This is a genomic window from Lysinibacillus sp. NPDC093216, from assembly GCF_050280325.1.
Taxonomy (GTDB): domain Bacteria; phylum Bacillota; class Bacilli; order Bacillales_A; family Planococcaceae; genus Lysinibacillus.
On sequence record NZ_JBNNVB010000007.1, the window covers coordinates 20,256 to 33,478 of the forward strand.

The 13,223-nt window shown below is 36.4% G+C and carries 11 protein-coding genes and 1 pseudogene; 7 read left to right on the forward strand and 5 right to left on the reverse strand.

Annotated elements, in window-relative coordinates:
• Positions 1-148 precede the first annotated feature (148 nt).
• The 3 genes from ACQKOG_RS10120 to ACQKOG_RS10130 all read right to left on the reverse strand — a co-directional run bounded on the left by ACQKOG_RS10120 (position 149) and on the right by ACQKOG_RS10130 (position 3,381).
• Positions 149-1,399, reverse strand: a complete 1,251-nt coding sequence (locus ACQKOG_RS10120; protein WP_370077465.1) for a glutamate-5-semialdehyde dehydrogenase — start codon at positions 1,397-1,399, stop codon at positions 149-151.
• Positions 1,400-1,411: 12 nt separating this feature from the next.
• Complete coding sequence (gene proB / locus ACQKOG_RS10125) at positions 1,412-2,506, reverse strand: glutamate 5-kinase (protein WP_370077467.1); 1,095 nt, start codon at positions 2,504-2,506, stop codon at positions 1,412-1,414.
• A 491-nt stretch (positions 2,507-2,997) separates the two neighbouring features.
• Positions 2,998-3,381, reverse strand: a complete 384-nt coding sequence (locus ACQKOG_RS10130) for a sodium:proton antiporter (protein ID WP_370077471.1) — start codon at positions 3,379-3,381, stop codon at positions 2,998-3,000.
• A gap of 286 nt (positions 3,382-3,667) precedes the next feature.
• On the opposite strand from ACQKOG_RS10130, the gene ACQKOG_RS10135 reads away from it, so the two are divergent.
• The 3 genes and pseudogenes from ACQKOG_RS10135 (at position 3,668) to ACQKOG_RS10145 (ending at position 6,263) form a co-directional block, all read left to right on the forward strand.
• A complete protein-coding gene (locus tag ACQKOG_RS10135; RefSeq protein WP_370077473.1) occupies positions 3,668-4,291 on the forward strand; it encodes a LysE family translocator in 624 nt (207 codons plus the stop codon).
• A gap of 14 nt (positions 4,292-4,305) precedes the next feature.
• Complete coding sequence (locus ACQKOG_RS10140; RefSeq protein WP_370077475.1) at positions 4,306-5,103, forward strand: DUF1835 domain-containing protein; 798 nt, start codon at positions 4,306-4,308, stop codon at positions 5,101-5,103.
• A 338-nt stretch (positions 5,104-5,441) separates the two neighbouring features.
• A pseudogene (locus ACQKOG_RS10145) lies at positions 5,442-6,263 on the forward strand (prolipoprotein diacylglyceryl transferase).
• A 100-nt stretch (positions 6,264-6,363) separates the two neighbouring features.
• Here the strand turns inward: ACQKOG_RS10145 and ACQKOG_RS10150 are convergent.
• Entirely contained in the window at positions 6,364-7,248 is an 885-nt protein-coding gene (locus ACQKOG_RS10150; RefSeq protein WP_370077477.1) for a LysR family transcriptional regulator, read from the reverse strand.
• Between the two features lie 449 nt (positions 7,249-7,697).
• On the opposite strand from ACQKOG_RS10150, the gene ACQKOG_RS10155 reads away from it, so the two are divergent.
• The 3 genes from ACQKOG_RS10155 to ACQKOG_RS10165 all read left to right on the forward strand — a co-directional run bounded on the left by ACQKOG_RS10155 (position 7,698) and on the right by ACQKOG_RS10165 (position 11,240).
• A complete protein-coding gene (locus ACQKOG_RS10155; protein ID WP_370077479.1) occupies positions 7,698-8,450 on the forward strand; it encodes an alpha/beta hydrolase in 753 nt (250 codons plus the stop codon).
• A gap of 386 nt (positions 8,451-8,836) precedes the next feature.
• Positions 8,837-10,174 (forward strand): branched-chain amino acid transport system II carrier protein, encoded by a 1,338-nt coding sequence (gene brnQ, locus ACQKOG_RS10160; protein WP_370077481.1) that lies wholly within the window; start codon positions 8,837-8,839, stop codon positions 10,172-10,174.
• A 253-nt stretch (positions 10,175-10,427) separates the two neighbouring features.
• On the forward strand, positions 10,428-11,240 hold the full coding sequence (locus ACQKOG_RS10165) for a DUF6612 family protein (protein ID WP_427446245.1): 813 nt from the start codon (positions 10,428-10,430) through the stop codon (positions 11,238-11,240).
• A 374-nt stretch (positions 11,241-11,614) separates the two neighbouring features.
• Here the strand turns inward: ACQKOG_RS10165 and ACQKOG_RS10170 are convergent, their stop codons facing one another.
• Positions 11,615-12,373, reverse strand: coding sequence for an SDR family oxidoreductase (locus ACQKOG_RS10170; RefSeq protein WP_427446247.1), 759 nt, complete (start codon positions 12,371-12,373; stop codon positions 11,615-11,617).
• A gap of 197 nt (positions 12,374-12,570) precedes the next feature.
• Here ACQKOG_RS10170 and ACQKOG_RS10175 point away from each other — a divergent pair, with 197 nt between their 5' ends.
• The gene (locus ACQKOG_RS10175) at positions 12,571-13,137 is read left to right on the forward strand and encodes a TetR/AcrR family transcriptional regulator (RefSeq protein ID WP_415730217.1); all 567 of its coding nucleotides are present in this window, start codon (positions 12,571-12,573) and stop codon (positions 13,135-13,137) included.
• Positions 13,138-13,223: the final 86 nt, after the last annotated feature.

Sequence of the window (13,223 nt, forward strand, 5' to 3'; positions counted from 1 at the left end):
TCTGAACCCGCTGAGTTAACAGTAGAATCTACTCAGATAGAAGACGCCCCAGCACCTTTACAAATCTATCAATCCTTAAGGTTCAAAAATAAGGAAAGAAAGCCGACAGTTGACATACGCTGTCGGCTCTTCATTAATAGTTCTACAATTATTCTCGGATTTGGCCGTTACCGTGAATGTAATACTTTGTTGATGTTAATGCTGGTAAACCCATTGGTCCCCGAGCGTGTAATTTTTGCGTACTAATGCCGATTTCTGCACCGTAGCCGAATTCAAAGCCGTCTGTGAAGCGAGTGGAGGCATTGTGATAAACAGCTGCAGCATCCACGCTATTTAAGAACGTATCTGCTACTAACTGATCCTCAGTCATGATGGCTTCAGAGTGGTTCGTGCCGTATTTATTAATGTGTTCGATTGCTTCATAAACGTTTTCCACAATTTTAACGCTGATCTTTAAATCTAAATATTCAGTTGCATAGTCTTCAGCTGTTGCTAGTTGAGCGAATTCAAGAGCTTGACAAACGGTTTCATCACCAATAATTGTCACACCGGCTTGATGCATAGCACTTAGTAGCTGTTTGCCGTGCTCCTTAAACCAATCAGGATGAATAAGTAAGCTTTCGGCTGCATTACAAACCGATGGGCGTTGCGTTTTCGCATTGATACAAATTTTTTCTGTTTTTATGTAATCGGCCGTATGGTCCACATAAATATGACAGTTGCCAGCACCTGTCTCTAGTACTGGTACAGTGGCTTCATTTACTACTAAATCAATAAGTGCTTTTCCGCCACGAGGAATTAATACATCTAAGTATTCTTTTAAATGGAATAATTCTTTGACAGTTTCACGATTCGTATCCTCGATTAATTGTACAGCGCCTACAGGGATAGACGTTTTGCTAAGTGCACGATGAATACTTGCCACAAGTGCTACATTAGAAAATTTGGCAGAAGAGCTACCACGTAAAATGACTGCATTACCTGTTTTCAATGATAATGTTGCCGCATCCACTGTAACATTAGGTCGCGCCTCGTAAATCATCCCGATAACGCCAATAGGCACTAGACGCTTTTCAATCAATAGTCCATTATCTTTTTCTATTCGCTCTAAAAGACTACCTACTGGATCATTTAATTCAACAAGTAACTGAATAGCACTTGACATAGCTTCCACTCGTTCTTTGTTTAGCATGATGCGATCAAGTGTAGAAGCGGGCATTCCTTGTTGCTTGCCATGAGCTAAATCCTTTGCATTTTCAGCAATAATAGTATCTTGGTCGATGATTAATTGCTCAGCAATTTTTGTGAGAGCCTCATTTTTTTCACAAGTTGTTTTAATATTTAAAATATAGCTGGCGGCTTTTGCTAGCTTTCCTTTTTGTTGAACTTCACTTGTCATGTGAATTCCTCCTTAATTTGTTTGAATTTTTAGCCATTTATCTCGGTGAATGACCTCAATAGGATAGTTCGCTAACTCATCTGTACGTTTTCCCATCGCATGTGCTAACTCTAGGGAAGAATATAAGACCTCACCACGACCAAGCAGTCCATTGTCACTGTAGACCTCGACAACGTCTCCATTTGCGAAGTCACCTTCGACACGGTATACACCAGCGGGTAACAAGCTTTTCCCATTTGCCAATAGTGCATGCTCAGCACCGCTATCTATAAAAATTTTACCAGATACTTCCGTGAGTGCAATCCACTGTTTATTATTTGTTAAAACAGCAAGCGCATCATGCTCAACATACGTACCATCACCACGGCCTTCTAGTATGTCTACAAGCTTTTTAGCACCGTGGCCAGTTCCGATAAAAACTTTGACGCCTGCATTTAAAGCTGCTCGAGCTGCAAGTAATTTAGATTCCATACCACCTGTACCGACCTTCGAGCCTGCACCATCTGCAAAACCTAGCATTTCATCAGATACCTCTGTTAATCGATCAATGCGTTTGGCCTCTGGGTTTTTATTTGGATTGGCGTTATACAAGCCATTGATATCTGTTAAGATAATGAGCTGATCGGCATGAACGAGACCACTTACAAGAGCCGATAACATGTCGTTATCTCCAAAGGTTAATTCGCTAACAGATACCGTATCGTTTTCGTTAACGATTGGCAGTATAGAGCGCTCTATTAATTCTTCAAAAGTGGCATAGGCATTTTTATAGCGCTCCTTTTTTGAAAAATCAGTACGTGTTAATAAAATTTGAGCAGGTACAATATCATAAATACTAAATAAAGCATTGTAGGTTTGAATAAGTAAACTTTGCCCAACTGCCGCTGCAGCTTGTTTACCTTTTACTGTAACGGGTCGGGAAGGGTACCCTAGCTGTTTAAAGCCTGCTGCAACTGCACCTGATGAAACAAGCAATACTTCATGACCGTCTTTTTTTAATTCAGCTATCGCTTGAACATGGTCCATTAAACGTATTTTATCAATTTCACCTTTTGCATTTGTTAAGGAGCTACTCCCAATTTTGACGACGATTCTTTTTCTTTCCATTGCAATACCTCCAATTCGCCATTACATTTGCATTATGATTTAAACTTTAGCAGCTGCTAAGATTCGCTAAAAATTAAAAATAAAAAGCCTTTTCATCCTAATAAATTAGGACGAAAAGGCCGCTTTCCGTGGTACCACCTACATTGAACGTCATTGACATTCCACTTTACCTCATAACGCTTGAGACTGCGCCTAGTTTAGCTAGGACGTTTTACGAAGTAGGTTCTTTAGTCTTTCTTGTACAATGCCTTACAGCCGATGGGCATCGCTCTCTGATCAAGCAGTTTCTAGGTACTAGTCTTCGCCGCTGTTATTTTAATAATTGAATATCTTTTTGAATGATGTCTCATTCCTCAAAAAGTAATTGAATAAAGAATGCACTACTTTAGCAAGTCTGTCAAGCTGATTAGGAATGTTAATAAAAAGTTTCGAATAAATTAGTAGGTAATACTGAACAATCGAGGGTACGTTGAGAGGAAAACACAACTTTTTTAATTGTACCACCAGATTGCGACTAATAGTGGGAGCATCGCTATAACAATTACGAAAAAGCTCCATAATATTTGTTTTCCTGAAGACATATTTTTTGGTTTTATACTCATTTGTTCATATAGTTCGTTGATGGCACGTTGTTCTTTAGCATAAAGCATGGTTTGAAATTCATCGTAATCTTGAATATAGCTTGAGGGAGGGCGAGGGCTAAAACGTAAACTTCGAATATCATCAGTAATCTCTTTTTCACCCATAAAATAAGTAATAACTGGTGCTAACCCTGAATTTTGTGCAGCTTGTACTTCGATATCATGTGTTTTCATTTTATAATAGACATTTCCTTGCTCGTCTTCATATTGCTTTACAATATCACTTACTGCCATCGACAAACACCTCTTTCTCCAAAACAATACGACTTTTACGTTATGATAATATTTATTATAATGTATTAAAGAAGAAAAGTGTTGCTTAAACGAGCATAATCGCTTAGAGATTTTTTGTAAAAATTTAGAAAAAGCAAATCACCATGTAGTATAATGGAAATAAAATCATATTATAATGGTTCTTTTCTAAAAGTAATTGTTCATTACCGAAAGTTGGGTGTGACATTTTGTAAAAACGTATGTTATGTTGATGAGCCTATTAAAAATATGGAAAGAAGGGGTAGTATTGACGTTTTCAATGTTATTGGCGTTTTTAGGGGCAGCAATTATTTTAACATTAATGCCAGGACCAGATAATTTATTTGTTCTTGCGCAAAGCATTACACAGGATAAAAAGGCGGGTATAGCGACATCACTTGGTCTCTGTACAGGCTTGCTCGTTCATATAGGAGCGGCTGTTCTAGGAATCTCAGCTATTATTTATCAATCAACAGTTATTTTTTCTATTGTTAAGTTTGCAGGAGCAGCGTATTTATTGTATTTAGCTTGGCAATCGTTTCGCGCGAAAGGTGATCCATTCACGCTGGAACAGCAAAATGAACAAGCCTATATGACGTTATATCGAAAAGGTATTTTAATGAATATTTTAAATCCAAAAGTTTCTTTATTTTTCTTAGCACTATTGCCACAGTTTGTAAATCCTTCTAATGGTCATGTAGGTTTACAGATGTTAATTTTGGGTATTGTATTTTTAGTACAAGCGCTTATACTATTTTCATTATTTAGCATTTTTGCCGGTAAAGTTAGAAAAGTAATTATTGGTAAGCCTGCAATTGCTAAACGATTAAATATGATTCAAGGCATACTTTTCACTTTTATTGGGATACAAATAGCGCTGAGTAAACAGTAAAATGGGGGATTTTCATGGCAATTTTACATATAACGTTTAGCTTATCTACACAGGGTTCGATAAAACACGCGATACGACAGCATCATTTACAACGAGATGAATCAGTGCTTAGTGTCAATGAGATTTTCTCGATTGGTCCACTAAGCAGCGCAGAAGAACGAAAAAACTGGCTAGCAGCTCATATCTTTAGGGACAATGAAGAACGTGAATTGTACGAGGATCTTCAACAAGCATGGAAGAAAAAAATTGCAGGTTTACCGTGCGATGTTGATGTCTGGGTTTGGTACAGCCAAAGTACTCATGAAGAGATTGGGTTGCGACTTGTTATGAGCGAGTTGATCAATAAATGTAGTATGGTATATGGAATTGATGCTACAGAGGGCTTAAAGCGTGTACAGCCAAACATGAAGATTCGTCAATCAGGTGAACTTGCGTCAGACTTGCTAATGAAGCTCCGTTCTGAGGCTAAGCGGTTTTCTATTGATGAGTGTCAGGAACTTGCAAAGGAATGGGAAGAGCTAAAACAAAACCCTAGTACACTACGAATTTGGCAAGATGGAATTGTACATGTAGCGGAAGACGCATTGGATCCTATCATTATGGAAAGTGCGGAAAGAGCACATGCCGAACTAAATGAAGAATGGCTTATACCGATGCGTATCATCGGTGAAACAATTGGTGCAATTGATGACTATATAAGTGAAGAATTTGTGGAAAAACGCTTGATGACCCTTGCAAAGCAGGGACTTTTTGAGATCGATGGAAATACAACAGATATGTATTCGTATCAAGTAAAATATGTAGGAAAGTAATAATAAAATGCTTTGCAGTAACCACCTTTCGTATGAAGAAGGTGGTTTTTTGAGTTGAAGAAAATTGTCTTGTAGTGTACCTCATAAAATGAGAAAGTACTCATGTTTTGAGCTCTTAAATAGGGACTGAAAGAAAGCTTGGCAAACTGAAGGAAACACCAATAATTATGCTTGCTGCGAGAGATAGCATTATGAATCGAATATTGTATAGACCCCTTATTGCTAAAAAATAAATGATAATTTTGGTTTTTATTTAGAGAAAATTTACTTTGTGGATATAATAGGTGTAATGAAAATCACCAACAATATGAAATAAATTAAGTTTAAGGAGGAAGAGTATGTATAATGAACTTCTCAAAGTAGGACCGATAACCATATATGGGTATGGATTATTGATTGCACTGGGCATATTCCTTGCATACCAACTCATTGTTTATCGTGCTAAAAACCGTCAGTTTGAATTATCACAGAATTGAGCTTCAGGAAGCCCACTGCTTTAGCTGTGGGAGTAGTCAGATGTTTATTCTTTGACAGTGTGGGGATTGATAGGTGGTTTTACTGGGGCAAAGCTTTTGTATTGGATTACTCAATTCCCAAATATCATCAAGAATCCTAGCATTATTTGGAATATCGGTGAAGGATTTGTTGTTTACGGTGGAATTATTGGCGGGATTTTGGCCGGTTTCATTTATTGTAAACTACATAATATTAAATTTTTGCAACACCTTGATCTTTTTGTCCCCTCAATTGCACTAGCTCAGGGATTTGGAAGGATTGGCTGTCTACTTGCTGGCTGCTGCTATGGAGAAGAAACACATAGTCCGTTTGGAATTACTTTTCATAACTCAGAAATTGCACCGAATGATATTAAATTAATACCTACACAAATTATGGAGAGTGTGTTTAGTTTTACATTATGTATTCTTTTGCTTCTATTAGCGAGAAAGACTAAAAAACCTGGATTAGTTTCTTGTGTGTATTTGCTTCTTTATAGTGCAGGTAGATTTGTAATTGAGTTTTACAGAGGTGATGTAATTAGGGGACAAGTAGGTATATTTTCAACTTCGCAATTTATTGCATTACTTATCGTCCTTGTGACTAGCCTAGTATTAGTTTTATCACAATACCATAAGAGTAAATATACAGGTAAAAATGCATAACCATTTGAATATTTAAAGATAAGCGAGTAACAAATACGCAGAACTGAAATTGTTACTCGCTTTTTTGCTTTAGCTCGTTTATTAATGAATGATAGGGCTGTCAATTATTTTTATCGTAAAAATCGAATACAAATTGTTGAAATTGCCGTGCTGAAGGTGGAAGATATCGATTTTCAATCCAAGCCATACCTATTATCCGTTCACAAACCATATCCTCTACACGAATTTTAGCTAATTTATTTGGATTCAAGTCTTCGTCAACAGGCAGTAACGACACGCCGAGGCCAGCACCTACAAAACCAGCTACGGTTGATACCTCATCACCTTCAAAAGTAATCTTCGGTTTGATACCTGCAGCATTTAATAATTTATCAGCTGTACGGCGCAATGCGTAACCCTTTTTCATCAGTACAAAATTCTCATGTTCAAGTTCCTTCATTTTAATGCTTGTCCGGTTAGCGAAGGGATGGTCAATCGGCACCATAATATAAAGCTCATCACGCCACAGCTCCTTCCAGCAAACAGGGGGCTCCGTGTCGATCGATGCAAGTAAACAAAGGTCTAACTCTCCCGCGAGTAATTGCTTCAATTGGGAATGTGAGTAATTTTGTGTAAAGTGAAAGCGTATATGCGGATGGTTCTGACGGAAAGCGCGAATCAGGTCAGGTACGATGCTAGTCCCAAGTGTATGTAAAAAGCCGAGTGATACATCTCCTAGCTCTGGATTATTGAGCTCCTGTAATTCTAGAACTGCTTTTTCATATTCCTTACGCATGCGTTGGACACGATACAAAAAAAGCTCGCCATATCGGTTGAGCATAATCGAACGTCCTTGTCGGTCGAACAAGGGTACTCCTAATTCCTCTTCAAGCTTTGAAATCGAACGACTTAATGCTGGTTGAGAAATTGCTAATGCTTCAGCTGCACGAGTCATATGCTCAAGCTTTGCTACTGCTACAAAATATTCTAATTGCTGCCACTCCATTTTTTCACCTCAATTCCCGTTATTTTGAGTTAACTGCATTATAACGGTAAAAGAGTAGGAAGTATAGGCACATCAAATGAAACTTTAATCAGTGGGGATTTTCCCGCTGATTATTAGTCTTCATCAATCGGATATTACGGGCAGTTCATCTCTTTACTTCGCTGAATTTTAGGTAGTACTCTTGTACCTGTCACTTCACTTTCCGTACAGATAAATTACTGACTGTTAATGCGGGATGAAAAATTTTTTGAAAAATGAAAGCACGTAAAATGAGGAATGAAAAATAAAAGTAGCAGAAAGTGTGATATAACAGCCATTAACCTCACATCATTAATGCACAAAAGACATTAATATGATAAAAACTATAAATTGTACATTATGAATAAAGGGTGTTAAGATAGACACATAAATTACACAATTACAAGTTTCCGTGAAGGGGATATTATAAAATGAATTTATCAAAGCCACAACCTCTAACAATTGAGGGAGGCAAAAAAGCCGTACTATTACTGCATGGATTCACAGGTAGCACAAAAGATGTGAAAAAGCTAGGTGAATTTTTATCAAAACGTGGTTATACAGTTCATGCACCGATTTATAGTGGGCATGGTGTAGAACCAGAAGCATTACTTGAAACAAGACCAGAAGACTGGTGGAACGATGTTGTGGAAGGTTATAACTTCCTAAAAAGTAATGGTCATGAAGAAATCGCGGTAGTAGGAATTTCACTTGGCGGCGTATTTTCGTTAAAAGTAGCAGAGACGTTTCCTGTGAAAGCATGTGTTGCCATGTGTGCACCAATAACACGCGATAACTCAAAAGGCTTATTTACACGTTTATATCATTACGCTCGTTTATATAAACATTTTGAAAATAAATCAAAAGATCAAATTATTTCAGAATTACATGAATTACGTATTACACCTAAGGATTCATTAGATGGTGTGACACGTTTAACAACAGAAACACGTGATGACTTATCTACAATCAAAGCACCTACATTAGTATTACAAGGTTCATTAGATGATGAGCTTTATCAAGAAAGTGCGCCATTCATTTTAAATACTGTGGAAACTGATGATAAAGAGATTATTTGGTATGAAAATTCTGGCCATATTATTACATTAGATAAAGAGCGCGATAAAGTGTATGAGGACGTATTTAAGTTTTTAGATCATGTAGAGTGGTCTGTCGCAAACTAAGGAGCTGTCAACAGACAGCTCTTTTAGTTTTGTCTACTTAAAGCTAAGAACTGTACAATTAACGATTATAAAAGAAAAAACTATTGTTTTTAAAATAAATGCCTGATACCATAGTGGAATTGTAGAAAGAAATCACTTCGATTTAAATTATCGCAATAGATTAATTTCGCCTGTACCTGGCGCTACGCTTTCGGTACAAAAGACATTTGTAGCTGGCGCTACGCTATCGCTACCAAAACACTTGTACCTGGCGCTACGCTTTCGGTACAAAAGACATTTGTAACTGACGTTTCACTTTCGCTACCAAAACACTTGTAGCTGACTTTGCTTTCTCTACAGAAAATAATTGCAGAAAGAAGTTAAATACATCTAAGGAGTACATCAAAATGCAACAGAAAATACCTTTTTCAACATATGCAGTCATTGGTACAATGCTTTTCGGACTGTATTTTGGAGCAGGGAATCTTATTTTTCCAATACAGCTTGGACAATTAGCAGGGACCAACTTTTGGTTTGGCCTAATTGGATTTTTAGTAACAGCTATCGGTTTACCGTTTCTAGGTATTTTAGCTATTGGTTTATCAGGTAGTAACGGTTTGCGTGACTTAGCGAGCCGTGTTCACCCATTATTCGGTGTCATCTTTTCATTAGCCCTCTATTTAACGATCGGTCCTTTTTTTGCGATTCCACGTACAGCGACAGTTCCGTTTGTTGTTGGCTTTGAACCTTATATACAAGCCGAGCATACAACACTTTTACTTGCTTTATTTAGCTTCGTATTTTTTGCCATCGTTTTTTATTTCTCATTGAACCCAGCGAAAATTATGGATTATATCGGAAAATATTTAACACCAGCATTTTTGATTGTGTTATTTATTTTAATTATTATTAGTATTGTAAAACCGATGGGACATTTCCAGCAGCCAATCGGGGATTATATTGATTCAGCATTTATGACAGGCTTTAAAGAAGGCTATAACACAATGGATGCATTAGCCTCATTAGCATTTGGTATTGTCGTTATTAACGCAATTAAAAGCGCAGGAATATCAGATAGAAAGGAAATTGCTAAAGCGACGTGGAAATCTGGTATTTTTGCCATGGCATTAATGACGTTAATATATGGTTTAATAACGTACATGGGGGCATCGAGTATTGATGCTGTTGGTACATTTGATAACGGTGGCTTAATATTTGCTGCAGTGGCAGATCACTATTTTGGATCATACGGGGCTATTTTATTGGCAGTTATTATTGTCCTTGCTTGTTTAAAGACAAGTATTGGCTTAATCACATCTTGTAGTGAGTTTTTCCACGAAGTGTTCCCGAAAATAAGCTATAAATGGTTTGTTTTCTTATTGTGCGTTGTGTCATTTACAATTGCCAACTTCGGATTAACGAATATTATTAAGTTTGCCATTCCAGTGCTAATGTTCTTATATCCGTTAGCAATTGTCTTAATTGTCCTTGCATTATGTTCATCACTATTTAAAATTAAGCAAACGGTCTATGCGATTGCTATGATTTTTACAATTTTTATTAGCATCATTGATGGTTATAAAGCGTTAGTGGGTAACATTCCTGCAGCGAAACTAGGTTTTTTTGATGCGATTGCAAAAGCTTATTCGAACTTTTTACCTTTTTACGACATGGGCTTAGGATGGATATTACCAGCGTTAATTGGTGCTTTTATAGGATACTTATTCCCAGCAAGGAAAGCCTAAAAAATTAAAAATACCACAATCATTGGGTTGTGGTATTTTTGTTTTGAGATTTATTCACATACTGGCGTAAAGCTTGTAATAATGCAGTTTTCTCCAATTTAGCCCATTTGTAAATATTGAGGCATTTTAAGCAATTATAGTTGATAATTTTAACACTGATAATGATTTTTTCGGTAACAATTATAATTTATTTGGTTAAATTAACCATATAAGAATGTTATTATAATTGTAGTGAATTTTGAGGAGAGATATTATGAAGAAAAAATTATTGCAATCTTTCATGTTAGTCCTAGTGCTTTTTTTGATAGCCTGTAGCAAAGAAGAATCCAAGGATTCGATTGGGGAAGTTTCGGAAGGTATTTCAAAAGCGACAGTAATTAACAATGTACTTGAACAAACCATTACAAGCTATAAAATGAAGACAGAAGCAACTATCGGAGCTAAAACTATAGGATTTAAAAATGAACAATTAGAACAAACTCACACAATGGATATGGTAGTTCAGAAGGAGCCTCTTCTTATTTATTATAATTACGTTGATCCTGAAGATGTGACTGAGGCTTATATTGATATTGATAGCGAATTTTACAATGTTAATAATAACGAACGCTGGTACAAGATATCTGTATTAGATATGGATGAAAAGCAAGAACTAGTAAGAGATGGATATTTTTTAGGCGATATTAAGAGAATGCTGGAATTTGAAGACATATTTCAACTTCAGTACAGAGAAGATGAGTACATATTGATTGCCAAAGTGACTGATTCATCAGATAAAAAGAGTCTAGCATTTGTAACAGATTATGTTGAAAATACTATGAAAAGGGAATTGGAAACAAAGCACCTAAAGACAAAGATTAATGAAGTCAAATATACACTAATATTCAATAAAGACTTTTTATTGAAATCATCTAATATTATTGCGAATATAAATTTATATGAAGAAATTGGAAATTCGAATGTGATTTTAAATTCTGATACCGTTTATTCGGATGTAAATAATGTGAAAAATTTAGTTATTCCTGAAGAAATTAGTAGGAACGCCATTAAAAAGGAAGAACTTTAAAACACACAATTCTGGAACAATCGTACTAATTATGAAAGAAGGCTGTTCTATTTTTTAATAGCTAGAAACAAGTATCATTTTGTAATCATCTACAATTTATGAAATGTTAAATATGAAAGAATAATACTTTGTTATGTTGAATTTCTTCAGCATTTATGAAATACGTGTTTATTTACCTGAAGGAATTAGAAAATATAGAGCATTTCAAACGAGAACTTAAAATATAGTTGAATACTATAATTCGAAACGGATAAAGACCAAATACAAAATGAGTTCGATACAATATCGAACTCATTTAAACATACCAACTAATGAAATAAACTTGACTAACTTTTTGAGATCACAATTTTCTTTCAGATGTGCTAAAAACGAAATTAGTAAGCTGTCCAACCACCATCAACAGCAATTACTTGTCCGTTGACAAAGCTTGCTTCATCTGAACCAAGGAATATAGCAAGCTGAGCGATTTCTTCAGGTTGTCCAGCTCGTGGGTTAATGGACAAACCTAGTGATTGGCGAGCTGCACCTGTTTGACTCACATTTGTCATGGAAGAAGCAATGTTTGTGATCACTGCACCTGGTGCGATACCATTACAGCGAATATTTTTATCTGCATACATAAAAGCTGTGTTTTTAGTGAGACCAACAACAGCATGCTTAGAAGCAGTGTAGGCAGCCCCAGCACGAGCGCCATATAGGCCGCCAGCAGATATGTTGTTAACAAAGACACCATGTCCTTGGGCAAGGAAAATCTCTGTTGCCATACGCATCGAACGCATTACGGCAGTTGTATTTACCGCAAATACTTTGTCCCATCGTTCATCAGAAACTTCACCTACTGGCTCCATGCCATCCATAATACCAGCATTATTCACTAAAATATCTAATTTACCATAAGCATTTTTTGTTTCATCAAATAAGCGCTGTAAGTCTTCTGTTGATGCAACATTTGTTTGAATAGCGATCGCTGAGCCACCAGCTGCTTCGATACCTTCAACAACAGCTTGTGCACCTTCTAAATTTAAGTCAGAAACTACGACCTTTGCTCCTTCTTTTGCATAGCCTTCTGCAATTGCTTTACCCATACCAGACGCTGCACCTGTTACGATGGCTACTTTACCTTCTAATCTCATCACAAAAACCTCCTATAATTTATGTTTATTCACCAGAGTTTGTCCCAGTGATTTCGAGGATATAATATGTTAAATATTGAATATGTGTTCATTAAAATAATATAATAATTTTGTAAGCGATTTCAATGCGCAAAATACTAAGAACTGTTCAGTAATCAACACATTTAGAAACATCTGTTTAGTAAGGGGGAAAAAATTTGAGCGCTAACGATTTAAGAGTTGTCAAAACGAAGCAAGCATTACATAATGCTTTACTAACTTTATTAAGCGAGAAACCTTTAGAAAACATTACAATCGCAGAAATTTGTCGGGTGGCAAAGGTGAATAGAGGTACCTTCTACTTGCACTATGAGCAAAAGGAAGGGCTATTTGAGGAATACTTTCAGGAAATTATGGAGGATTTAAATAATTCCTATGAGGAACCGTACCGTGCAGTAACAACATTGGATAAAAACCAAATAGATCCAAATACTATTCGTATTTTTCATCATATTGAGCGCTTTAAAATGTTCTATCGTATTGTTTTTTCTAAAAATGTGCCACTGACATACTATTACATGTTATTTGATGGAATTTTCGCTCTGCTAAAAAGAGATATCACACTTCATAATAAAGTACATGATGAGATATCCATTGAGTATTATAGTGCTTATCAAGCAAACGCAATCATTGGCCTAATCATTCAATGGTATCGTCAAGATTTTGTGGATAGCGTAAGTACCTTGAATAAACAACTTGCGGCTATTTTGCGAATTGGTGAATAGTATTAAAGGACTCCTCGGCAAAGCGAGGAGGTGATTTCCGTTCCGACTGGACGCTTTGTTGCTGACGCTTCGCTGCAGGGTCTCAT

Excerpts from the sequence above, each read along its gene's own strand:
- ACQKOG_RS10155 (WP_370077479.1), top strand. The coding sequence starts at position 7,698 with ATGAATTTATCAAAGCCACAACCTCTAACAATTGAGGGAGGCAAAAAA.
- ACQKOG_RS10165 (WP_427446245.1), top strand. The coding sequence starts at position 10,428 with ATGAAGAAAAAATTATTGCAATCTTTCATGTTAGTCCTAGTGCTTTTT.
- brnQ (WP_370077481.1), top strand. The coding sequence starts at position 8,837 with ATGCAACAGAAAATACCTTTTTCAACATATGCAGTCATTGGTACAATG.
- proB (WP_370077467.1), bottom strand. The coding sequence starts at position 2,506 with ATGGAAAGAAAAAGAATCGTCGTCAAAATTGGGAGTAGCTCCTTAACA.
- ACQKOG_RS10140 (WP_370077475.1), top strand. The coding sequence starts at position 4,306 with ATGGCAATTTTACATATAACGTTTAGCTTATCTACACAGGGTTCGATA.
- ACQKOG_RS10130 (WP_370077471.1), bottom strand. The coding sequence starts at position 3,381 with ATGGCAGTAAGTGATATTGTAAAGCAATATGAAGACGAGCAAGGAAAT.
- ACQKOG_RS10150 (WP_370077477.1), bottom strand. The coding sequence starts at position 7,248 with ATGGAGTGGCAGCAATTAGAATATTTTGTAGCAGTAGCAAAGCTTGAG.
- ACQKOG_RS10120 (WP_370077465.1), bottom strand. The coding sequence starts at position 1,399 with ATGACAAGTGAAGTTCAACAAAAAGGAAAGCTAGCAAAAGCCGCCAGC.
- ACQKOG_RS10170 (WP_427446247.1), bottom strand. The coding sequence starts at position 12,373 with ATGAGATTAGAAGGTAAAGTAGCCATCGTAACAGGTGCAGCGTCTGGT.